General features: G+C 68.4%; 16 protein-coding genes. 13 read left to right on the top strand and 3 right to left on the bottom strand.

All coding sequences use genetic code 11. The features are described 5' to 3' along the window. Positions 1-291: hypothetical protein (locus tag AC07U0_RS16145; RefSeq protein WP_494720990.1), on the top strand; the 291-nt coding region annotated here is incomplete at its 5' end. 190 nt (positions 292-481) lie between these two features. Here AC07U0_RS16145 and AC07U0_RS16140 read toward each other — a convergent pair. Beyond that, positions 482-910, bottom strand: coding sequence for a CBS domain-containing protein (locus AC07U0_RS16140; protein ID WP_494720989.1), 429 nt, complete (start codon positions 908-910; stop codon positions 482-484). Between the two features lie 124 nt (positions 911-1034). Beyond that, positions 1035-1739, bottom strand: coding sequence for a rhomboid family intramembrane serine protease (locus AC07U0_RS16135; protein ID WP_494720988.1), 705 nt, complete (start codon positions 1737-1739; stop codon positions 1035-1037). 125 nt (positions 1740-1864) lie between these two features. Between AC07U0_RS16135 and hfaA the strand changes: the two genes are divergently transcribed. The 4 genes from hfaA (at position 1865) to AC07U0_RS16115 (ending at position 7555) form a co-directional block, all read left to right on the top strand. Beyond that, the gene (gene hfaA / locus AC07U0_RS16130; RefSeq protein WP_494720987.1) at positions 1865-2335 is read left to right on the top strand and encodes a holdfast anchoring protein HfaA; all 471 of its coding nucleotides are present in this window, start codon (positions 1865-1867) and stop codon (positions 2333-2335) included. After that, entirely contained in the window at positions 2328-3347 is a 1020-nt protein-coding gene (gene hfaB / locus AC07U0_RS16125; RefSeq protein WP_494720986.1) for a holdfast anchoring protein HfaB, read from the top strand. Before hfaA ends, hfaB begins: the two co-directional genes overlap by 8 nt. After that, the gene (gene hfaD, locus AC07U0_RS16120) at positions 3274-4524 is read left to right on the top strand and encodes a holdfast anchor protein HfaD (RefSeq protein WP_494720985.1); all 1251 of its coding nucleotides are present in this window, start codon (positions 3274-3276) and stop codon (positions 4522-4524) included. The genes hfaB and hfaD overlap by 74 nt, the downstream gene beginning before the upstream one ends. A gap of 130 nt (positions 4525-4654) precedes the next feature. Then, positions 4655-7555 carry a M16 family metallopeptidase gene (locus AC07U0_RS16115; protein WP_494720984.1) on the top strand — a complete coding sequence of 967 codons (2901 nt, stop codon included), beginning with the start codon at positions 4655-4657 and terminating at the stop codon, positions 7553-7555. A 135-nt stretch (positions 7556-7690) separates the two neighbouring features. On the opposite strand, the gene AC07U0_RS16110 is transcribed toward AC07U0_RS16115, so the two are convergent. Next, positions 7691-8641, bottom strand: coding sequence for a hypothetical protein (locus AC07U0_RS16110; protein ID WP_494720983.1), 951 nt, complete (start codon positions 8639-8641; stop codon positions 7691-7693). Between the two features lie 154 nt (positions 8642-8795). Here AC07U0_RS16110 and AC07U0_RS16105 point away from each other — a divergent pair, with 154 nt between their 5' ends. The 8 genes from AC07U0_RS16105 (at position 8796) to AC07U0_RS16070 (ending at position 24045) form a co-directional block, all read left to right on the top strand. Next, positions 8796-9317: a PAS domain-containing protein gene (locus AC07U0_RS16105; RefSeq protein WP_492949669.1), complete on the top strand. Its 522-nt coding sequence runs from the start codon at positions 8796-8798 to the stop codon at positions 9315-9317. 405 nt (positions 9318-9722) lie between these two features. Continuing rightward, entirely contained in the window at positions 9723-12542 is a 2820-nt protein-coding gene (locus AC07U0_RS16100) for a TonB-dependent receptor (RefSeq protein ID WP_494720982.1), read from the top strand. Positions 12543-12623: 81 nt separating this feature from the next. Then, positions 12624-14102, top strand: coding sequence for a glycoside hydrolase family 28 protein (locus tag AC07U0_RS16095; protein WP_494720981.1), 1479 nt, complete (start codon positions 12624-12626; stop codon positions 14100-14102). An 11-nt stretch (positions 14103-14113) separates the two neighbouring features. Continuing rightward, complete coding sequence (locus tag AC07U0_RS16090; RefSeq protein WP_494720980.1) at positions 14114-16189, top strand: alpha/beta hydrolase family protein; 2076 nt, start codon at positions 14114-14116, stop codon at positions 16187-16189. Positions 16190-16236: 47 nt separating this feature from the next. Continuing rightward, positions 16237-20139: a LamG-like jellyroll fold domain-containing protein gene (locus AC07U0_RS16085; protein WP_494720979.1), complete on the top strand. Its 3903-nt coding sequence runs from the start codon at positions 16237-16239 to the stop codon at positions 20137-20139. A gap of 10 nt (positions 20140-20149) precedes the next feature. After that, on the top strand, positions 20150-21193 hold the full coding sequence (locus AC07U0_RS16080; RefSeq protein WP_494720978.1) for an alpha/beta hydrolase: 1044 nt from the start codon (positions 20150-20152) through the stop codon (positions 21191-21193). A gap of 439 nt (positions 21194-21632) precedes the next feature. Then, positions 21633-22838: a saccharopine dehydrogenase family protein gene (locus AC07U0_RS16075; RefSeq protein ID WP_494720977.1), complete on the top strand. Its 1206-nt coding sequence runs from the start codon at positions 21633-21635 to the stop codon at positions 22836-22838. Positions 22839-22848: 10 nt separating this feature from the next. Continuing rightward, complete coding sequence (locus AC07U0_RS16070) at positions 22849-24045, top strand: carboxynorspermidine decarboxylase (protein ID WP_494720976.1); 1197 nt, start codon at positions 22849-22851, stop codon at positions 24043-24045. Positions 24046-24106: the final 61 nt, after the last annotated feature.

Genomic DNA, 24106 nt, shown 5'->3' with positions numbered 1-24106 from the left:
GCCTCGGAAGTCCGTGTCAACCGCCCTCAGAAGAGAGTTTCGACACCGTCGCCAACCCGTGAAGGCCGGCTCGTCCAACCCCTGGAGGTCGGCGGAGGCGGCTCTCTAAGGAAGGCCGATCTCCGTGTCAACCGGGTCTTTTCAGACCATTTTGCGTTGAAGAACAAAGCCTTCAGGCCGCAAAAAACCGTCAGGAGAAGCGAGAGGCTTCCCTCTGATTTCGTCGCCGAGCGATTCGATTGGAGCGCGGAAACTATGTCAGCTGGACTACAGAAGCAAGAAGTTTTTTGAACCTCCCGTTTCCGGTGGAACCTTCAGGCTTTCGCCTCAAAGGCCCCGCTGGCCAGCCCGTCTCCGAGCGAGGCGGCGATGTACGACCCGGCCCGCCGAAGAGCAAGCGGCTTTTTCAGGGCGGGCCGACTTTCTCACGGATTCAGGGTCGACGGACGGCGGTCGTTTCCGGCCGTGACGGGACGATCCCCTACCCTGCCGCGATATAGGTCCTGAGGCTCTCGGCTTCCCGGGTCGCCTCGGCGATCTGGCATTTGACGACGTCGCCGATCGAGATGACCCCGGTCAGCCGGCTTTCGCTCATCACCGGCAGGTGGCGGATCCGGCGATCGGTCATCCGTCCCATCAGGATGGCGACAGTCTCGGCCGGTTTGGCGAAGACCACCTCGGCAGTCATGTAGTCAGAGACCGGCCTGCCCAGCGCTGCCGCCCCGTCGGCGGAGACGGCCTTGACCACATCCCGCTCCGAGAAGACCCCCGCGACCCGGTCCCCGTCACAGACGATCAGGGCCCCGACGCGTTTACTGTCCAGTTCCTTGCAGGCTTCAGCGACGGTGGCGGCGGGCGCGAGGGTGAAGACCGCCCCTCCCTTGCCCTTGAGGATTTCGGCGACGAGCATCAGGCGTTTCCTTCTCTATCGTTGTAGAGAACGACGCCGGCAGGGCTCGTGATCGGGCCTGTCGGGCCGCTTCAGGACCGAGGATCGCCCAGACCGGCCCCCGACGCAAATCGTCCCGCAAATCTCACGCAAATCCCTGGGGCGGTTTTCCGAACCAGCGCGCCAGCGGACCGACCAGCACAAGGCCCGCCAGGAAGCCGAAGGCATGGGCCTCCCAGGCGATACCCGCCCCCTCAGCCCCTGGCGCGAAACCGATCAGGCCGGTCACGGCGTTGAGGATCAGGATGACGACCGCGGTCGAGATCACGCGCGGATCGGTCAGGGGTCGCACCCGGCCGTTGGTTCCAAGCAGGCGGATCGCGCCGCCCAGCAGGCCGGTGACCGCCCCCGACGCCCCGACCATCGGCGCGGCGGAGCCCAGATGGACGAGGCCGTATCCCAGGGTTCCGGCCAGACCGCAGACTATATAATAGGCGAAAAAGATGAATCCGCCTTTCGCGCCCGAAAACAGGCGCGCGATCGGGGGCCCGAAGGCGATGGCGAAACCGGCGTTCATCAGGGCATGGGTCCAGCCGCCGTGAAGGATCATGCTGGTCAGCACCCCCGGCCACCAGCCGCCGGTCGTCAGGGTGTTCGGGAAGAAGGCCCAGCGCAGACCCTCGTCCGGCAGCCGCTCCTGAAAGAAGAACAGCACCGGGATCGACAGGGCGACCAGCAGCGGCGCCGGGGGCGCGTTGAAGATCTTCTCGCCCTTCCCGTCCCCGGGCGGCGGGTCCTGCGGCTGCCAGATCGGCGGGGCCGAAGGCGGAGACTCGAATCTGTCCTGCACGGGATCCATTCCGACGGCATGCGCGGAGAATTCTGCAATCTCAAGCGCTTCTTAATAACCCTAACCCATTCTGGCACATGGGTTGGTTACCGGCCCGTCAACCAGATTCCGTGCGGAGACCCGGAATGACCACTGCCAGGATGCGCCGGACGGCCCGCGCGGGAGCCCTTCTCGGGACCGTGTGCTTCGCCGCCATGAGCCCCGCGCTCGCGCTCGCCCAGACCACCGGCTCGGCCGGAGCGTCCAGCTTCCAGGCCGGATACGGCAACGCCCGCTATGCGGTGACCCAGCCGTCGACCGGCTCGACGCGCGACGCCAACGGCAACCGCCTGATCGTGGACGGCATCATCCAGAGCGGCGCCTCCAGCTATTCCAGCGCCAGCTCGGGCGCTTCGTCGGCCTATGCGGGGGCGGGATCGTCCTCCTCCAGCAGCAACGGCGGCACGACCATCGGCGGCGCCACCGCCATCGGCAACAGCCTGAACGTCGTGGTTCAGGGCAACCATAACACCGTGATCGTCAACTCCAGACAGACCAACACGGGCAATATCAGCGCCGGCACGGTGCTGAACGGGACCCTGGACCTCGATGACTGACCGCACCCTTTCCAAACGCGTCCGCGTCCTGACCACGGCCTGCGCCATCGCCGCGCTGGTCGCCGGCTGCGCCGTCAGCCCCGTGGCCGGGCCCAGCGGCCAGTACGCCAAGCCGATCGGCAATGCGCCGGTGACGGCGAACCCGACGCCTTATTCGACGGCGCTCTACTGCCTGTCCGACTACGCGCGGCGCTACAACCTGCCCTCGCCGCGCATCGCGGTGGGTCGGATCAGCGACTACACCGGCTCGGTCTCGTCGGACGGCGGACGCCAGATCACCCAGGGCGCGTCCCTGATGGCCTATTCGGCCCTCGCCAAGGCCGGCGCCCGGATGGTCGAGCGCTACGACACCTCGATCTCGGAGCTGGAGCTCCGCTACGCCAACAACAAGCTGATCGGCGACGAGGGCGCGGGCCCGAACCCGGACGGCAACACCTACCGCCGCATCCTCGCCGGCCAGGTGCCCGGCTCGGACTTCTATCTCGTCGGCGGCGTGACCGAGGTGAACTACAACATCCGCTCCGCCGGCATGGACATCGGCCAGGGCGAGGTCGACTCGGCCCGTCCGGGCTCGGCCCTGCTGCAGGGCAAGATCTTCGTCATGAACGTCGCCATCGACCTGCGTCTGGTCCAGACGACCTCGATGGAGGTGGTCGACGTCATCTCCTACCAGAAGCAGATCATCGGCCGGGAGATTTCGGCCGGCGTGTTCGACTTCCTGGACGGCAACGTCTTCGACATCTCGGCCGGCACCGGCGGGATGGAGCCGGTCCAGCTGGCGGTCCGTTCGCTGATCGAGCGCGGCACGCTGGAGATGATGGCCAACCTCTATGGCGCTCCGGGTCCGCAGATCTGCCTGGACGCCGCTCACGATCCGCTGGGCTCTGTCGGCCCGACCGGCGGCTATTACCCCGCCTATGCAAACACGGACAGCAACAATGGCCAGACTCGCGCCGATCCGAACCGCTGGCATGCTGGCCGCGACGGTGATGTGCGCCGCAGCCGCTACTGAGGCTTTCGCCCAGAGCGCTCCCGGCGCCCTGGTCCTGAACAATCAGCTGCAGCTCGGCGATGTCGTCAGCGGCCAGACCCTCAACGTCGAGGGCGCGACCGATCAGGTGACCGTCTCCAACGCGGCGACCGGCAACAGCCTGTCGGGTGCGACCCAGGGCGTGAGCCTGGACATCCGCAACGTCCAGACGATGAACGGCAATACCCACGCCACGACCGAGATCAATCCGACCGGCGACACCGGCGGCATCGTCAATGCGACCACCCAGGCCAACGGCAACTATCTGGCCGCCGGCGGCTACGGCGGCGATGTGGCCATCGATTCCGACCAGCGCGTCGGCCCGTCCGAGGTCACCGCCTCGACCGCCATCCGCGGCGGGACCGCCCGTCTGCTGGGCGGCGCCAATGTCACCGCCGCCGCGACCGGCAACGCCACGGCCATCGCCGGCAATGTCGGGGTCATCTCCGGCGCTGTGCATCAGGTGTCGGACGCCTCGGTGCGCGCCGAGAACCTGGCCGAGACCCAGTACATCCCCGCCGGGGCCGTTTTCGGCGCCCAGGCCATCAACAACGCAGCCGCCGTCAATGGCGAGGACCAGTCGGGTCAGTCGATCTATATCGGCCAGCGCTCGACGGGCGACGCGGTCACCGCCAACACCAGCGCCAACGCCGGCAACGCCTGGGACCTGACCGGCGCTTCGGTGGCCACGGCCAACCAGGCGGTCATCGCCAACAAGGGCGGCTCGGTCGTCGCCCGGACGCAGCAGGAGAACGGCTCGGCCGTCGCCTCCACCGCCGTCACTACCGCCTATGACTACGGCCGCGCGGTCGCCTCGGCCGAGGGCACGGGCAACGCCGCCTCGGTCGGCAACAACGACAAATACCTCGAGCTGGACAACAGCCAGATCAACTCGGGCGGGGTCGAGGTCCGGGCCGAGTTCTCGGGCGCCCAGGGCTATGACGCCTATGTCTCGGCCAATGCGGCGGGCAACTCGGTCACCGGCTATGCCTGCGCCGAGTGCCAGGCGACGCTGAACGCCACCAACAACCAGACCAACGACGGCAACGTCAGCGCCTCGGCCACCACGACCATCTCCGGCGCCAACCGCAATGTCATCACCGGCTCCAGCGCCGTGGGCAACGCCGCGACCTTCTACGTTTCCCGCCCCGGGCCGTAGTACCGGCAAGCGCGCTAACCACCCGCTTTTCAACAAAATCGCTTGAGCGAACGCGGACCTGCCCTAAGGGTTAGGGGTCCGGTCGGCTGACGGCGTTCGGGCGATTCCCGAACGTCCGGAGCGACCTCGAATGATCTCCCCTCGCCGCCTGCTATTGCTTGCCGCCTCCAGCGCGGCCCTTCTGGCCGGCGCGGCCCTGCCCGCCTGGGCGCAAACCGCTCCCGCAACCGCTTCCGCTCCGGCTGCGACGCCGTCCGAGCCCTGGGCCCAGGCCGCCAGCGACCTGACGCCCGACGCCGGTGTCCGCTTCGGCGTCCTGCCCAACGGCATGCGCTATGCGCTGATGCACAACGCCACCCCGCCGCATCAGGCGGCGCTACGCCTGCGCATCGACGCCGGCTCCCTGTCGGAACGCGACGATCAGCAGGGCCTGGCCCACTTCCTCGAACACATGGCCTTCAACGGTTCGACCCATATCGCCGAGGGCGACATGACGAAGAACCTGGAGCGGCTGGGCATGTCCTTCGGCGGCGACACCAATGCCCAGACCAGCTTCGACCAGACCACCTATATGCTGAACCTGCCCAACACCTCCGACGAGGTGGTGGACGCCAGCCTCTTCTCCCTGCGCGAAGTGGCGTCGGAGTTGCTGTTCGACAGCGCCGCCGTTGATCGCGAGCGCGGTGTCATCGAAGGCGAGGAGCGCACCAGCGACAGCCCGGGCCGGCGCTCCCTCAAGGCCCTGCTGCCCTTCCTGGCGCCCGGCCAACGCCTGGCTGACCGCCTGCCGATCGGCGACCTGAACATCATCAAGACCGCGCCGCGCGACCGCTTCGTCGACTTCTACCGCGCCTATTACCGCCCCGAGCGCGCCACCCTGATCGCCGTCGGTGACTTCGACGTCGATGCGATGGAGGCGAAGATCAAAGCGAAGTTCGGCGACTGGACCAATCCCGCTGCGAACGGCGCCGATCCGGATCTGGGCCATATCCAGCCGCGGCAGCCCGAGACCCTGATCCACGTCGAGCCGGGCGCCCAGTCCTCGGCCCAGATCTTCTGGACCGTGCCCCATGACGATGCGCCGGATAACAGCGCCGAGCGCCGCAAGTCGGTCGTGCGCAGCCTCGCCTCGGCGGTCCTGAACCGCCGCCTCAGCGATATCGCCCGCAATCCCAATCCGCCCTTCCTGGCCGCGGGCGGCGGCTATCAGTCCCTGTTCAACGCCCTGGACGCGGGCAGCCTGTCGGTCAGCTTCAATCCTGGCGGCTGGCAGCCCGCCATCACGGCGGTCGAGCAAGAAGAACGCCGTCTGGTTCAATACGGCGTCGCGCCGTCCGAGCTGAACCGCGAGCTGACCGAGTTCCGCACGGCCCTGACCGCTGTCGCGGCCGGCGTCGCGACCCGCCAGACGCCCAGCCTGGCCGCCGGTCTGGTCGAGTCGGTGAACAACAGCGAGATCTTCACCAACCCCGCCGACGACCTGACGCGGTTCAACGAGATCGCCCCGACCATCACCGTGGAGGAAGTCAACGAGGCCGCGCGCAAGACCTTTAGCGGCAACGGCCCGCTGGTCTTCGTCACCAGCCCGGTGCCCATCGAAGGCGGTGAGGCGGCCGTCACGGCCGCGCTGGAGGCGTCGCGCGCCACTCCGGTCGCCGCCCCGGCCATCGCCGCCGACGTCCAGTGGCCTTACGCCAGCTTTGGAACTCCGGCCCAGCCCTCCGCACAGAGCGAGATCGCCGATCTGGGCGCGACGCTGGTGACCTTCCCCAACGGGGTGCGTCTGACGGTCAAGCCGACCACTTTCGCCGACAAGCAGATCCTTATCTCGGTGCGCGTCGGCAACGGCATCCTCGACCTGCCGACCGACCGGCCCACCCCCGTCACCTGGGCGGCGGGAACGGAGATGACCGAAGGCGGCCTCGGCAAGCTCACCGCCATCCAGCTGGACCAGGTGACCGCCGGCAATGTCGTCGGCGTCAACTTCGGGACCGACCAGAACGCCTTCCAGTTCGGCGGCTCGACCCGGCCCGAAGACCTGAACCTGCAGATGCAGCTGATGGCCGCCTACTTCACCGACGCCGCCTGGCGGCCTGAGCCCTTCGCCAAGACCAAGGCCGCCTTCCCGCAGGCCCTGGCCCAGGCCCGGGCCGTGCCGGCCGGCGCGTTCAGCCTTGCCGCCTCCGCCCTGTTGGCCGGAGGCGATCCCCGCTTCGGCCTGCCCAGCGAGCAACAGATCGCCGCCGCCAGCCTGGACGACATGCGCCAGATCGTATCGCAGTCGCTCTCGCGCGGTCCGATCGAGATCATCGTGGTGGGCGACGTCACCGTCGCCGACGCTATCGCGGCGGTCGGTTCGACCTTCGCCGCCCTGCCCGCCCGCACGCCCGCCGTCACGCCCCCGGCCCGGGCCCTGCGCGTCGTCTTCCCGGCGCCGACGGCCGAGCCGGTTCAGATCCAGCACAGCGGCCTTCCGACCCAGGCGCTGGGCTATGTCGCCTGGCCGACCCTGGACTCCATCGGCGACCGCAAGCCGGCGCGGATCGTCAACCTGCTGGCCAAGGTGCTGCAGCTGCGCGTCACCGACGAGATCCGCGAGAAGCAGGGCGCGGCCTATTCGCCCGGCGCCGCGGCCACCTCGTCGCTGGTCTTCCCCGACTACGGCTATGTCTTCATCCAGGTGGAGACCCCGCCCGAAGCCCTGCCCGTCTTCTTCGAGACCGCCGACGCCATCGCCGCGGGCCTGCGCGACGCCCCGATCAGCGAGGACGAGCTGAACCGCGCCCGCCTCTCGTCGATCGAGTCGATCCGTCGCAGCCAGGCCGGCAACGGCTATTGGCTGGGCGCCCTGAAGGGGGTGCAGACCGACCCGACCCAGATCGAGGCGGTCCGCACCGCCATCTCGGATCTCGAGGCCATCACGCCCGCCGACCTGCAGAAGGCCGCCCAGACCTATTTGCAGCCCGAACGCGCCTGGCGCGCCGAAGTGACCGCAGCGGCCGCACCGGCGACGGCGACAACGGCCCAATGACAAAGAAGGCCCCGGAGCTTGCGCTCCGGGGCCAGTGGTCTCTCTCAGGATCGCCGGCGATGAACCGACGGTCTCAATCTATCGAACCCGACCTGTCCCCAGGCTGAACGGCCTGTTCGGGAACCGTTATCTCAATCAGAAGACCCGGCCGCCGACGCCGCCGTCCAGCGTCATCGAGGCGCCGGAGATGGACATGCTGGAGGCCTGAACCGTCTCTTCGCGGTATTCCGTATAGGTCTCCTGGCGCCACATCGTCAGGATCTTGACGCCCGCGCCATAGCGGCGGAGCAGCGAACGCTCGTTGCAGTCGCGTTCCGGCTTTTGGGGACGGCATTCCATCACACCACCGCCGATCGGGGCGCCGCCGCCGGGCTGACCGGCGTAGCTGGCGGCATAGGCGGCGGCGGCCTCGGCGCTGCGGCCGTACCACAGGCTCTCGCCCTTGCGGCAGCTCATGGTCTGGCCATGGTCGAAATTGATCTGGTCGACATAGTCGGCCCAGGTGACCTGTAGCCGGGTGCCTGCGATGCAGCGGTAGATCTCGCCGTCATAGGCGTCGGCGATCTCGCGGCCCGGCTGGACCTGGGACGCGGGGTGCGGGATTTCGCGGTCGTCGATGCAGACGGCCTGGATGACCACGCGGCTGAAGGCCCAGCGCGAGGCGGTGAAGGGCGTGCGGACCACCGAGGCGGCGGCTGCGCCCTCGACGTTCAGCCCCTCGATCACGGTCGGGTACGGCTGTTCGACGCTGAAGTACGCCCCGCCGTTCGAGTTGACGTAGGTGTCGCCCCGGCCGTGGGCATTGATCAGCGAACTGTTGGCATTGGCGTTCGCATTGGCGTTGCCGTTGACGTTGACGTTCACATTGACGTTGAAGTTGCCGTTCCCGCCCGGATAGGACGGCGGCGGCGCGGGCTGGCAGCAGTTGCTGGGCGGCGACGGCGGGGTCGGCGCCGGCGGGGGCTGACAGCAGGACGGCGGCGTGGGCGTGCAGCTGCCGCACTGGGCGATCGCGGAGCCGCCGACGGCTCCGAACGCCGTCAGACCGACGATCGTCGCCAGCCAGGTCTTGATCCGCACCCGCATCGGCTGGGCTCCCCGAGATTTCGTTCACGCGACCGGTCCGCGAGAGGCGCGCCGGTCCAGCGGGCATTTGACGACCAAACCCTTGCGTTTCCGTTAGCTACGTCCTGCGACGAGAGGCCTCATCCTTGCGTGAAGTCGGCTGAAAGGCCGCGCCATGTTCCATTCCGGTACGCAAACCCTGATCGACCACTGGACCGCCCTGCCCGAGGCGCGGCGCATTCCCGCGCGCGCCGACTTCCAGCCGATGGCCTTCGGGCCGCTGACGCCCCAGTTGTTCATGGTCGAACGGGAAGGCGCCCGGTTGCGGCTGGCGGGCGCCTGGGTCGAACGGGTGCACGGCCGCGCCCTAGGCGGCGCCGACTGGCTGTCGGTCTGGCGTGAAGAGAGCCGGCCAATGGTCGCTGCCGCCATGGTCCAGGCCATCCGCGAGGCCCGCCCGGTCGTCCTGGCCGCCGACGCCGTCCGCATGGAGGGCGTGCTCGAAATCGTCGTCGCGCCCCTGAGGAACCGCGCCGGAGAGGCGGACCGCCTCGTCGGTCTCTATCAGCCGGTGAACCGCGCGGACCGCGAGGCCGAGGACGTCGGCGCCCTGCACGCCCGCCTGTCGATCGGGGTCGGCCCGATCGCCCGCGCCCCCCTGAGTCTGGCCGCCGTCGACGGGCGCCGGATCGCCTGAGCGCGTCCAAATGCCGCCCATATCGACGACCCGTCGATATAATGTGATCCACCCTTCAAGTTGCACGCAGGATCACTCCCAAGGCTCCTGAAACGTGATCCGGAAATCGCCGGACGTCCTTTTACATCGCTGTAATTCCTAAAATTAACCGGCGGCGTCGATCCGTACGGCTACAACGCGCGGTTCTTTCCGCCGCCCTGTCCCAAACAGCGATTTGTTCCATCGGGGACGCCTTCCCAACACAAACATGCCCGTTTTCCACCGGCCGCCATTTGACACTCAGTCAATAACGGAGAACACTGCGCTCCATAGACACCGGTGTCATTCTTGAAGTCCACCTATCCCGAATAAGGGGAACGGACCGGATTGGCGGCGTACATTTTGATCCTGGGGAGGAACTCTCGAATGACTGCTGTTCGCTCACGCCTGCTCGCCACTTCGGCGCTGATCACCACCTTCGGCCTCGTCGTGGCTGGCCCGGCCCTGGCGCAAACCGCACCCCAAACCGACGACGGCGCGACCCAGGTCGAGGAAGTGGTCGTCACCGGCTTCCGGGGCAGCCTGGAACGGGCGCTGAGCGTCAAGCGCAACTCCACCGCCGCAGTCGACTCCATCGTCGCGGAAGACATCGCCAAGTTCCCTGACAACAACCTGGCCGAGTCGCTGCAGCGCATTCCCGGCGTGTCCATCACACGCTCGGGCGGCGAGGGTTCGCAGATCTCGGTCCGCGGCCTGGGTCCGGACTTCACCCGCGTGCGCATCAACGGCATTGAGGCCCAGGCGACGACCGGCTCGAACCGCGGTCGCGGCTTCGACTTCAACGTCTTCGCCTCCGAGCTGTTCAGCCAGCTGGACGTGCGCAAGACGCCCTCGGCCAATGTCGAGGAAGGGTCGCTGGGCGCGACCGTCGACCTGCACACCGCCCGCCCCTTCTCCCAGAGCGGCTTCGCGGCGGCGATGTCGGCCCAGGCGGGCTACAACGATCTCTCCGAAGCGACCAATCCCCGCTTCGCCGGCCTGATCTCCAACCGCTGGGATACCCCGCTGGGCGAGTTCGGCGCCTCCGCCTCGGTCGCCTATTCGGAAAAGACCACCCTTCAGAACGGCGCCTCGACCGGCCTGTGGAACTTCGGCTCGGCCGACGGCGGCTGGTGTAACCCGGCCACCAACCCGACCCTGTGCGCCGGCACCAACGCTGCGGCGCGCGCGACCGCCAGCCTCGACAGCACCCGCTATCCCCGCTTCCTGCGCTATCAGGACTACCGCCTGGAAACCAAGCGCACCGGCATCACCGCCACCCTGCAATGGCGCCCGCAGGAATCGACCCTGGTCACCTTCGACGCCCTCTATTCGAAGTTCGAAGGCGAGCGGAATGAACGCCAGCTGGAATCGATCGGCCTGAGCCGCGCGGCCTCCCAGGGCGGCAAGCCCGAGACCGTCGTGCGCGACATCTTCGTCGACGGCAACGGCACCGCTCTCTACATGGCGCTCGACAACGTCGACATCCGTTCCGAGAACTACATCGACGTCTATGACACGACGTTCCAGCAGTACACGCTGAACGTCACCCATGAGTTCAACAGCCAGTTCTCGATCAGTCTGCTGGGCGGCTACGTCAAGAACGACTTCAACAACGCCCTCGACTACATCGCGCAGATGGACCGTCAGAACTCGGACGGCTATTCCTACGACATGCGCGAAAGCGGGATGAACTTCCCGGCCATCAACTATGGCTTCGACGTTCTGAACCCGGCCAACTGGTACATCGGCCCGACCACGACCGCCCCGGGCGGCACCGGCGCCAGCGGCCCGGACATCCGTCTGCGTCCGAACTGGAACGACAACATCTACAAGACCCTCCAGCTGGACGGCACCTTCATCCTCACGCCCGAGGTCAGCTTCCTGTTCGGCGTCCAGGCCAAGGAATATGAGTTCATCGGCACCGGCCAGCGCCTGGCGAGCGAAAGCAACATTCCGGCGCTTCCGGCGGGCACGACCGTCGCTGATGTGACCGAGAAGTATTGCGGCTTCGCCGGCCTGAAACTCCCTAGCGGCACGCCCAACTGCTGGCTTACGCCCAGCCTGGACAAGATCGCCTCCACCTACGGCATCTTCTCCAACACCGGCCGCTGGCTGCTGTCGGACACGGTGGCGAGCGCCCGGGGCGACAACCGCACCGTCACCGAGAAGGACGTCGGCGCCTATGTCCAGGCCACGTTCGACTTCCGCGATCGGGGCGCCCCGATCCGCGGCGACATCGGCCTGCGCTACGTCAAGACCAGCCAGGAGTCGGGCTTCTACGCCACCCAGGGAACCAGCTTCGCCTGGACGACGGCCGGCAAGGAATACCAGGATATGCTGCCGTCCCTGAACATCGTCTATGAGCCGGTAGAGAACCTGCTGATCCGCTTCGGCGCCGCCAAGGTCATGGCGCGGGCCGGCCTCGGCTCCATCTCGGCGGCGACCAACGTCTCGGTCGCCGGCGGTTCGCGCACGGTCTCGTCGGGCAACCCGCAACTGGAGCCTTACCGGGCGACGACCTACGATCTGGCGGCGGAATGGTATCCGGCGCGCGGCTCGATCATCTCGGCGGCCATCTTCTACAAGGACATCTCGACCTACATCCAGACGGTCACTGACTCGATGCCCTTCTCGGCGACCGGCCTGCCGGACTCGCTGCTGGTGGGCACGGGCGTCAACTCAGACGCCACCTTCCAGGTCTCGTCAGTTCGCAACACCCCCGGCGGTCCGCTGAAGGGCTTCGAACTGAACTACCAGCAGCAGCTGACCTTCCTGCCCGGCAAGCTGTCGAACTTCGGCATCCTGGCCAACTACACCTATGTCCAAGCCGATATTCAGTACTTCCTGAACGCGGCGGGCACCCTGTCCACGACCCAGCCCCTGCTGAACCTGTCCAAGCACAACTGGAACGGCACCATCTACTACGAGGACGGCCCCTTCAGCGCCCGGGTCTCGGCCACCAAGCGCGACCCGTATCTGACGGCGGTGCCCTCGTCCTACAACATCGACGTCTCGGGGGTGAAGGAAGCCACCTACATCGACGCCACCATGTCGTACAAGGTGGGCCAGCTGACCTTCACCGTCGAAGGGACCAACCTGACCAACGAGGTCAACGTCTCGTACTCCGACTCCAACGCGGAACGGCTCAGCGACTACTTCCAGAGCGGGCGGCAGTTCTCCGCCGGCGTCCGCTACGCCTTCTGATCCGAACCTCTGCCAACGGCGGTCCCTGACGGGGCCGCCGTTCTTCTTTGTAGCCCGTCCCCCCTCAGGCGCTGTCCCTCCATGTCCCCTTCCCCGATGAAGCCCGGCCGTCGCGATCTCGCGAAGGCCGGGCTCGGCGGCCTGCTGGCCGCCTCCCTGCCCGTCGTTCTGCCGGTTAGTGCGCTCGCCCGCGCCGCCGAAGACCCCAATGATCCGTGGGCCGAGGCGCGGGCCATCCGCGCCCGCATCCGCCCGCCGGTCTTCCCGCGCGCCAACCGCTTCGGTCCCGAGCAGTTCGGCGGCAAGGCCGACGGCGTCACCGACAACACCGAAGCCTTCCGCCGCGCCATCGACGCGGCCTCGAAAGCTCCCGGCGGCGGCCGGGTGGTCGTCGAAGGCACGGCCGACGGAACCGTCTGGCTCACCGGCGCCATCCATCTGAAGTCCAACGTCGAGATCCACGTCTCGCGCGAGAGCACCATCCGCTTTCGCACGGAGCCCGAGGCCTACTTCCCCGCCGTCCTGACCCGCTACGAGGGGACGGAGTTCATGGGGATCTCGCCCTTCATCTACGCCTACGGCTGCGAGAACATCGCCATCACCGGGCACGGCATCCTCGACGGCCAGGCCAGCCGCGAGAACTGGTGGCGGCAGAAGCGGGTCGCCGACGGCACGGAGAGCGACAACGGCCGCCTGCGCCGCTGGGCCGAGGAGGGCAAGCCGGTCGCCGAGCGCGTCTTCGGCCCCGAGGCCACCATCCGCCCGCAGTTCATCCAGCCCTACCGCTGCAAGAACGTCCTGATCTCGGACCTGACCATCCTGCGCTCACCCATGTGGGAGGTGCATCCGGTGGAGTGCGAGAACGTCACCGTGCGCCGACTGACCATCTCCAGCCACGGCCCGAACAACGACGGCTGCGATCCGGAGAGCTGCCGCGATGTCCTGATCGAGGACTGCGTCTTCGACACGGGCGACGACTGCATCGCCATCAAGTCGGGCCGCAACGGCGACGGGCGGCGGCTGAACAAGCCGACCGAGAACCTGATCGTCTCGGGCTGCACCATGCTGGACGGCCATGGCGGCGTGACCCTGGGCAGCGAGATCACCGGCGGGGTCAGGAACGTCTTCGTCGAGAACTGCCGCATGGACAGCCCCCGGCTGAACACCGCCATCCGGTTCAAGAACAACGCCGCCCGCGGCGGGACCCTGACCAACATCCACGTCCGCGACGTGACCGTGGGCCAGGTGGCCCATGCCGCCATCACCATCGACTACAACTACGCCGAAGGCGCCAACGGCGGCTTCACCCCGGTGTTCGACGGCCTGACCATCGAGCGGCTGACCGTCGGCCGCTGCGAGCGGGTGCTGGACCTGCAGGGGTTCGAGACCGCCCCGATCCGCAACATCGCCATCCGCGACAGCGACTTCGTCCGCGCCGCCGAGCTCGACATCATCGAGCACGTCGAGGGGCTCACCTATTCGGGCGTGCGCCGCAACGCCCGGGCCGTCGACGGCCCCTCTCCCGGCGGCCACGGCAACCCTGCAGACCGATCCGGTTGAGGACACCCACCATGTCGAAACACGCCCGTCCCCTGATGATGACGGCGGCGCTTCTGGCCGCCCTTTCTCCCCTGCCCGCATTGGCTCAGACGGCGCCCGCAGCAGCCTCCGCTCCTGCGCCCGCCACCGGCCGCGACCGGCTGATCGCCTGGCTGACCGATCTGGCGCGCCAGCACACCGCCGAGCGTCGCGCCGTCATCGCGGCCCTGACCACCGAGGCCGATGCGCGTGAGCGTCAGGTCCGCGTCCGCTCCCTGCTGTCGGAGATGGTCGAGTTCGAGAGCGCGGCGGGTCCCGTCGTCTCCGAGAGCGCGGGCGTGAGCCATGAGGACGGCTTCGACGTCGAGCGCGTCCGCTATCAGAGCCTGCCCGGCTACTGGGTCACGGCCAATGTCTTCACTCCGAAGACCGAGGGCCCGCACCCGGCCATCATCATCCAGCCCGGGCACGGGGTGGACGGCAAGCTGGGCAACTTCAGCTTCGCCGGCAACTTCGCCCGCGCGGGCTTCGTGGTCCTGAACATGGACATCGTCGGCGAGGGCGAGCGGATCCAGCACTATGACCCCGAGATCGGATCGTCCAAGGTCGGGCGGCCGACCGGCGAACACTCGATGGCCTTCGAACAGGCCCTGCCGATCGGCGGCCACGTCTCGCGCTACTTCCTGCAGGACGCCATGCGCGGCGTGGACTACCTCATGGCCCGGCCCGACGTGGACGACCAGAAGATCGGGGCCTTCGGCTGCTCCGGCGGCGGCACGATGACGGCCTATCTGGCGGCCATCGACCAGCGGATCAAGGCGACGGCGACGGCCTGCTATGTCACCGACTTCGACCATCTGCTGGCGCCCGGCGTGACCGGGCCGCAGGACGCCGAACAGTCGATCCCCTTCTTCATCGAGCGCGGTCTGGATCTGGCGGACTGGGTCGAGGCCGCCGCGCCGCGCCCCTATGCCGTGGTCTCGACCACCTCGGACATGTTCCCCATCGACGGCGCCCGCGCGTCCTATGCGGAGGCGAAGCGCTTCTACGGCCTGATGGGCGCCGAGGATAAGATCACGATGATCGAGGGACCGGGCGGGCACGGCAATCTCGGTCCCATCGCACCGCAGATCGTGGCCTTCTTCACGAAGAACCTGATGGACAGCCCGGCCGAACGGCCCTTTACGCCCGTGCCGCTGGGCGACGCGGCGCGGCTGATCGTGACCCCGACGGGTCAGCTGTCGACCTCCAACGTCGGCCTGTCGCTGCAGCAGGTCATCGCCGCCGACGCGCCCACGGCCCCGGCCCCGGTCACCGGTGAGACCCCGGCCCAGACCCTGGCGCGGCTGCGCGTCGCCATCGCCGACATCGCCCGCACCGGCGTGAAGCCCGGCCGGGCGGCCCCGACGGCAGCGCCGGGCGCGGCGGGGGCCCTGACCTTCGAGATGGCGCCGGGCATGGAGGTCCGCGCGACCTTCACCGCCGGTTCCGGAACCGGACGCCGCCCGACCCTGCTGCTGCTGGCACCCGCCGCCAACCCGACGCTGGTCTCGGCCTATACGGCCGCGGGCTGGAACATCCTGTGGCTGGAGCCGCGCGGCGCGGGCGGGACGGAAGAAGCCAAGTCGCCGCTGACCGGCGACTGGACCCTGCTGTCGCTGCGCGCCCTTCTGGTCGGCAAGACCCCGGTCGGAATGCGCACCGACGACGCCGTCGCGGCCATGAACTGGCTGGCGGGTCAGGCCGAGGTCGATCCGGCCCGCATCGACGTCATGGGCGTCGGCGCCCTGGGTCCGGTGGCCCTGCACGCCGCCGTGCTGGACGACCGCATCCGCAGGGTCACCGCCGACGGCTCGATCACCAGCTACCGCGAGTTCGTGGCGCGGCCGATCAGCCTGAACATGGCCGAGGTCAACCTGCCCGGCGTGCTGCGCCGCTATGACCTGCCCGACCTGATGGCGGTGCTGGGCGACCGGCTGACGCTGGTCAATCCGGTCAGCTCCATCGGCGACACCCTGACCGCCGCCGAGGTCGCCGCCCGCGCGCCCAGGGCCGCCGTCGTCTTCCGGGGCGCCCGCGATCCGGTCGCTCCGCCGTCCGCCCGCTAAGCGTCACCCCCTCCAAGCGTCCCGTCTTCCTGAGAAGGCCGTCCCCCATGTCGCGTCGTCACTCGCCTGCCCTTCTGCTGAGCGCCCTGATGGCCTCGGCCGCCTTGCCTGCGTTCGCCCAGACTGCGGCGCCCGGCCCCGACGGTCGCCTGTTCCACGCCCCGCTGGACACCGGCTATGCGGCCGATCAGGCGGGCGGGATCGCCGCGCCCCTGTTCGTGGACCAGGTCGAGCTGACGCCGGACGGAGCCCAGGGCGGCGCCGTGCGCGCCTCCGACGCCCAGATCCTCGCCTGGGCGGCGCCCGGCAACCTCTATGCCCAGCGCGGGACGCTGAGCTTCTTCTGGCGCTCGCACCAGCCGATCGGGCCGAGGCAGTTCGTCATCTTCCGTGTCGGCTATCCGGACCACACCAGCTGGGACATGACCTTCCTGCGGCTGGACTGGAACGGGCACGGCTTCGACGCCTTCGTGACCGACGCCAACCTCGCCCGGGTGCGGGTGTCGTTCGACGCCCCGGCGCCCGATCCGGAGGCCTGGACCCATCTGGCCGTGGCCTGGGACGAAACCTCGGGCCTGACCCTCTATGTCAACGGCAAGCCGGCGGCGAAGACCAGCCAGACGGCGGTGCTGGACAATGGCCTGTTCGGCTTCGGTCCACACAGCCGGATCATCTCCGGCTATCAGGTCCAGAGCGCCTACGACTACCAGAGGGGCGGCGACGTCGACGAGGTCTCGACCTTCGACCACCGGCTGGGCGACGCCGAGGTGGCGGCGCTGGCGGCGCATCAGCAGCCCACGGGCACGGCCTTCCCCGCTCGCGACATGGCCGATCCGGCGACGCGGGACGAATGGCGGATGCGCTATGGCTTCAACCGGCCGAACGACCCGCCGCCCTATCTGGACGCCGCCTCGACCGCCATCCGGGTGGTGCGCCCGACCGAGGCGCGCGACATCCGGGCCCTGTTCTCCAAGGGGACGGACGGCATCCGCGAGAGCACCTGGCCGGGGGTCTACAACCGGTCGCGGTTGGCGGGGCGGCATGACTACTTCGTCCTGCCCGACTGGAACGTCTATGAGGCCGGCGGCAAGGCCCTGACCCTGTCCCTGCCCGACCAGCCGTGGAACCGGATCGAGATCCAGGGGGCGGCGGACGGAACCCTGACGGCCATCGACGGGACTAACGAGACCCGCATCGGCGAGCGGGCGCGGGGGCAGGAGCGGACCACGCTGCAGCTGGGCGCCGAGCGCACCGGCGGGGCCGTCCGCTTCGACAACCGGGTGCAGGAGACCCCGATCCGCGAGATCGGCGTCTATGACGTCCGGCCCGGCGAGGCGCCGGTCGGCTCGGCGGCTCTCGACTATGTCGTGGACGCCCAGGCCGCGACGACCTGGCCGACGCTGGATGAGCTGAACACCTATATCGCCGGCCGCTTCGTGCCCGACGAGCGCGCGACCGTGGTCGCCATGCCCGACGTGGCGCCCCGGTTCGGCAGGACCGCCCCGGCGGCCCGCGCCCCGCGACCGGCGTCCGGCGCGTCGATGCCTCTGGTCCACGTCCTGATCCCGGCGGACTTCAGGAACGTCCGGCCCGGCGGGGAGCCCGCGCGGCTGGACTATGGCTGGGCCAATATGAGGGACGGGCTGGACGGTTTCGTGCTGCAGATCCCGGCCCTGACGGCGACGCCCACGCACGATGGCCTGATCCCGCTCAACATCCGCATCAAGGACCCGATCTGGCCGGACCGCGACCTGCTGGACGTCAATGTCTCGGTCAAGCCGGGCGAGGCGCGGACCCTGTGGCTGGACACCCGCGACCGCTTCCTGCCCAACGACCGGAGCCTGTATCTGACCGTGGCCTCGGCCAGCCCGGACTTCGGGGCCCAGAGCCTGAACGGGATGAAGGTCCGGCTGGTGTTCAAGCCACGCGAACAGGCCATGGCCGAGCACGTCGCCGACCGCGAGGAGCAGGTGAAGGCCAACCTGGCCTGGTTCGTGGAGGAGCAGCCGAACAACCGCCTGCTGCCCGTCTATGAGCGGTTCGACCGCGACGTGACCGACCTGCTGCGAGTCGATCCGGACAATGTCACGGCCCGCATCTACTGGAACGAGCAGAACAGCGGCCAGCCCTATCCTGCCTTCGTCCAGAGCCAGCCCGCGCCCGGCGTGCCCCTGTGGGCGCATCGCCAGATCGAGGACCTGAAGCTGGTTGAGCGGTTCGTGAACTGGTGGATCGACAACCGTCAGATCCCCGCCGGTCAGGACGGATCAGGCGAGCTGGGCGGCGGCCTGTCGGACGACAGTGACCTGCTGCACCAGTGGGTCCCGCTGTGGATGATGGGCTCGGAGCCGGAGAAGGTCCGGGCCAGTCAGGCGGCGGCGCTGGAGGCCATCTACCGCTCGGGCATGATCACCGACGGGCTGAACACCATCCGGGCCGACGAGCTCCACTCCTATGAGGAGGGGATCAACACCATCGCCCAGTACGGCCAGATGAACCGGGGCAGCCCGAAGGCCATCGAGCGGCTGATGGCGACGGCGCGGCGCTATCCGGAGATGACGGCGGTCAACCCGACCGGGCACCGCCACTTCCTGTCCAACTCCTTCTCCGCCCACGACTTCTCGTCGGAGGGGCCGTGGGGACGGCAGAGGGGTAACAACTTCCTGATGTTCCACCCGGGGGTCCTGCTGGTCCAGTGGAACGGCTCGCCGCGGACCAAGCAGGTGATCCTCGAGACGCTGGACGGCTTCCTGGCGCACGGGCGGCCGGCGCCGGGCGGGACCGGAACGGTGCTGGACAGCCCGATCGACTGGCATACGGACCAGAGCTTCACTGTCAACGGGCCGCTGGGAAACACCACCGGCGGCGGGCTGGGCGGGTCGACGACGGCCTTCTGGGCCGCGTGGAGCTGGACCCATGACGACAAGTACCTGGCGCCGCTGCTGGGCGCGGGGACTGGCGGGCTGAACGGTCTGGGGCCGGACGTGATGTCGGTGCTGGGCCGGCGCGAGACCTGGGGGCCGATGTTCGTGACGGCGGCGACCCAGGCCGACAGCTACCGCCTGTCCAACACCGGCGGTCAGGGCAGCCCCCTGAACATGTCCCGCTTCGGCGCCTGGCAGACCACGGGCGACAAGCGCTATCTGGAGGCCCTGTACGGCGCCGAGATCCAGTCCGGGACCCAGAGGATGGGGATGATGACCACGGGCGAGCTGTGGACCGACCGGGTCCAGATGCCGTCCGAGATGCTGCAGCGCTCGCGCCTCGGCGGGGTGGGTGCGCGTCGGGGGCAGATCTTCCCCGGCAACGTCGTCTCCTGGCGGTTCGCGGGCTCTGACAGCAGCACGGCGGGGGCCGACAGCGTGGCCATCCTGTTGCCCGAGGCGACGCCGGACCGGTTCAAGGTCATTGCCTTCAACGTCACCGACAAGCCGGTTCAGGCGACCCTGATCGGGGCCGGGGTGACGCCGGGACGGTGGAGCCTGTCTCAGGGGGTGGACGCCGACGGCGACGACAAGGCGGACGCGCCGGCGGCCTCGACCATCAGCTTCGAGCCGGGAGCGGAGGTCGCCGTGACCCTGCCGCCGAAGCAGGCGGTGGTGCTGGAGCTGGCCCTAAGCGAGGCCGGGACGCCGATGGCGCAGCGGCCCGACGTGGGGCTGGATCCGGAGGATGTGGTGGTGTCCGGGCGGACGGCGCGGGTGACCGTGCACGGTCTGGGCGGCGTCGCCTCTCCAGCCGGTGAGGTGTTGGTCGAGGACGCCGCCGGGCAGGTGGTGGGCCGCGCGCCCTTCCCGGCGCTTGCCGCGCCCGAGGACCTGCTGCCCAAGACGGCGACGGTTCGGGTAGCCTTGCCGCGTGGTACGACCACGGGGCTGAGGGTCCGGCTGGCGCTGAACGGCGAACCGGTCGAGATCAGTCCCGCCAACAACACCGTCATCCTGCCGTAGGACCAGAGCCATGATGTGGAACCGCCGCACCCTCCTCGGCGCCGCCGCCGCGACCAGCGCCAGCGTCGCCCTGAGCGCCCGCGCCCAGACCGCGCCTGCACGGCCCCCGCAGACCTGGCCGGCGGCCGGGCCGGACCTGACGGGGACGCCGTCGGCGCCGGTGGTCATCCCTGCCCCGAACGAGCCCCGGGGGCTGCTGTCGGACGCCTCCTTCCCGATCTGGCCCGAGGGCAAGGTCCCGGGGTCGCGGGGCGTGACGGCGCGTCGACTGGTGCTGGAGCGGGGCTCGCCCGCCGCCCACGACCGGGCCGTGATGCACGTCTCCCAGCCCATCCTCGAGGTCTTCCGCCCGGCCAACCCCAACGGCTCGGCCATGGTGGTGGCGCCCGGCGGCGGCTATGTCCGGCTGGCCATCGACAAGGAGGGCGCGGGCGCGGCGCGGCGGCTGAACCAGTGCGGGGTGACCGTCTTCGTCCTCAACTATCGCCTGCCCGGCGACGGCTGGGCGGCGGGCTATGACGCCCCGCTGCAGGACGTCCAGAGGGCGGTGCGGCTGGTCCGGTCGCGGGCGGCCGACTGGGCGCTCGATACGAAGCGGATCGGGGTCATGGGCTTCTCCGCTGGAGGGCATCTCGCGGCCGCCTCGCTGACCCGATACGACGACGCCGTCTATGAACCGGTGGACGCGGTGGACCAGACCTCGGCGCGGCCGGACCTCGTCTGCCTGGGCTATGCGCTGATGAGCGTGGGCTCGGGCGCGGGCCAGTTTCCCGGCCCCGACGCCGAGGCGCGTCAATCATTGACTGAGCGCGTGAAGCCCGGGATCGCCCCGACCTTCCTGGTGCATGCGGCGGACGATCGCACCGTGCCCGTGGCCAACAGCCTGAACATGTTCCAGGCGCTCAAGGCCGCCGACGTTCCCTGCGAAATGCACATCTATCAGGAGGGCGGGCACGGCTTCGGTTTCGCCCTGCCCGGCGACAAGCCGGCCTCGCATTGGCCCGACGCCTTCGAGGCCTGGGCGCGGCGAACGGGCTTCCTCGGGGCGGGCTGAGTGCACTCAAAAATACCGAGTGCAAAAGGTGCAAAGCCGGAAGTCAGGTGTGAGGATTTCGCTCCTTTCGATTGATTTCAAATACAAATAATTTCGACGACGCGTTGCACTCGCTTTGCACTCTGCGTGCACGCCCGCTTTCAGTCCAGACGATGCGAGATACGCGATCCGGCAGTATCGCACGGGCCCGAAGGGCGCCGAACCGAAGGCGGCGGAGTGACCTCAAACCCCGTGAGAGCGGCGCCCGCGATGCGCAGTCAAAAGTCCGCGGGAATCTCTTCGGGCCACGGACATATCCCCGTCATGGGTCGGCGGTATTCCCTCCGACCAAATCGGCCCCCTAGCGGTTAGCGAACCGGGGCGGACCGTGCTAAGGCCCCCCGCTTCATGAAGGCGGCGGCGACCGCCAGTTTTTTCAGACTTCCAAGGAGTGCGTAAGATGAGCAGGGTTCTGGTGATCGGCGCCGGCGGCGTGAGTTCGGTCGCGGTTCACAAGATGGCGATGAACGCCGACATCTTCTCGCACATCACCGTGGCGAGCCGCACCAAGTCCAAGTGCGACGCCATCGCCGCCTCGGTGAAGGAACGCTTTGGCGTGACCATCGACACCTTCGCCATCGACGCCGACGACGTGGCGGCGACCACGGCCCTGATCAAACAGGTCAACCCGGTCCTGCTGGTCAACCTGGCCCTGCCCTACCAGGACCTGACCCTGATGGACGCCTGCCTGGCCGCCGGGGTCCACTATCTCGACACCGCCAACTACGAGCCGCGCGACGAAGCCAAGTTCGAATACAGCTGGCAGTGGGCCTATCAGGAGCGCTTCAAGGAAGCCGGCCTGATGGCGCTGCTCGGCTCGGGCTTCGACCCCGGCGTGACCTCGGTCTTCACCACCTACACGAAGAAGCACCTGCTGGATTCGATCGAGACGCTCGACATCCTCGACTGCAACGGAGGCGACACCGGCCTGCCGTTCGCGACCAACTTCAACCCCGAGATCAACCTGCGCGAAGTGACCGCGCCGTCGCGCCACTGGGACAACGGCCAGTGGATCGAGGGCCCGGCCCTGACCAACAAGCAGGTCTATGACTTCGAGGGCGTCGGTCCGAAGAACATGTACCTCATGTACCATGAGGAGCTGGAGTCGCTGGCCAAGTTCTATCCGGAGATCAAGCGCATCCGCTTCTGGATGACCTTCGGCGACAGCTACCTCAAGCACCTCGATGTGCTGGGCAATGTCGGCATGCTGTCGATCGAGCCGATGATGTTCCAGGGCCGCGAGATCATCCCGATGGAGCTGCTCAAGGCCCTGCTGCCCGAGCCCTCGTCGCTGGGTCCGCTGACCAAGGGCAAGACCAACATCGGCACCATCGCCACCGGCCTGAAGGACGGCGTGCAGAAGACTGTCTACATCAACAACATCTGCGACCACGAAGAGGCCTATGCCGAGACCGGCAACCAGGCCGTCAGCTACACCACCGGCGTCCCGGCCATGATCGGCGCGGCCCTGATGGTCACCGGCGCCTGGAAGGGCGAAGGCGTGTTCAACATGGAGCAGCTGGACCCCGATCCCTTCATGGACATGCTGAACAAGCACGGCCTGCCCTGGAAGGTTCAGGAACTGGACGCCCCGCTCGCTTTCTGATCGGACCGACATGTCGCACACCCCGACCGCCGCCATGGAAACGAAGGCCGGCGATCCCGGCGCCTTCGCGCATTTCGATCTGAACCGCGTCCCCTCGCCGGCCTTCGTGGTCGACGAGGCGGCCGTGCGGCGCAACCTCGGCGTCCTGAAGGATGTCGGGGTGCGCGGCGGCGCGCGCGTGCTGCTGGCGCTCAAGGCCTTCTCCATGTGGTCGCTGGCCGATGTGGTCGGCGAATATCTGGACGGGGTCTGTGCCTCGGGCCTGTGGGAGGCGCGGCTGGCGCGTGAGTTCTACAAGGGCCACCTGACCACCTACTCCCCGGCCTACAAGCCCGAGGACCTGCCCGAGATCCTGCGGATTTCGGACAGCGTGATCTTCAACACTCCGACGCAGGTGGCGCGCTTCGCCGACCTCATCGCCGAGGCGCGCGCGGCGGGCGCGGTGTTCGACATCGGCCTGCGCCTGAACCCCGAACACTCCGAGGCCGAGGTCGCGAAATACGACCCCTGCCAATTCGGCTCGCGGCTGGGCTTCCCCATCTCGCAGCTGAAGCCCGAGCATCTGGAAGGCGTCGATGGTCTGCATCTGCACGCCCTGTGCGAACAGGGGTTCGAGCCGCTGTCGCGCGTCTGGGGCGCCATCGAGCCGAAGCTGACCCCGCTGCTGCCGCATGTGAAATGGGTCAATCTGGGCGGCGGCCACCACGTCACCCGCGCCGACTATGACCGCGACGGTCTGTCCGCCTTCCTGAAGACCCTGGGCGAAACGCACGGGGTCGAGGTCTATATCGAGCCGGGCGAGGCCATCGCGCTGGATACAGGCATTCTGGTGGGCGAGGTGCTGGACACCTTCCAGAACAGCCTGCCGATCGCCATCACCGACATCTCGGCGACCTGCCACATGCCCGATGTGATCGAGGCCCCCTATCGACCGGCGATGCTGGGCGAACCGGCCGAGGGCGTGCGCTACCGTCTGGGCGGCCCGTCCTGCCTGGCCGGCGACATCCTCGGCGATTATGTCTTCAGGACGCCGCCGGTCGCGGGGACGCGCATCGCCTTCCTCGACCAGGCCCACTATTCGATGGTCAAGACCAACACCTTCAACGGTGTTCCCCTGCCCGCCATCGTGCTGTGGAACTCGGCGACGGATGCCCTGAGGGTGGTCAAGGCGTTCGACTGGACCGAGTTCCGGGACCGGCTGTCGTAACCGTCAAGCCATAAGCGGACTCACAGGCCTGGCGAGGTTTCCTCGTTCGGCCATAGCGGCG

The sequence above is a fragment of the Brevundimonas sp. GW821-FHT02A10 genome, from assembly GCF_059422025.1.
Note: the sequence above shows the minus strand (reverse complement) of the source record. Positions and strands in the feature narration are given on the sequence as shown.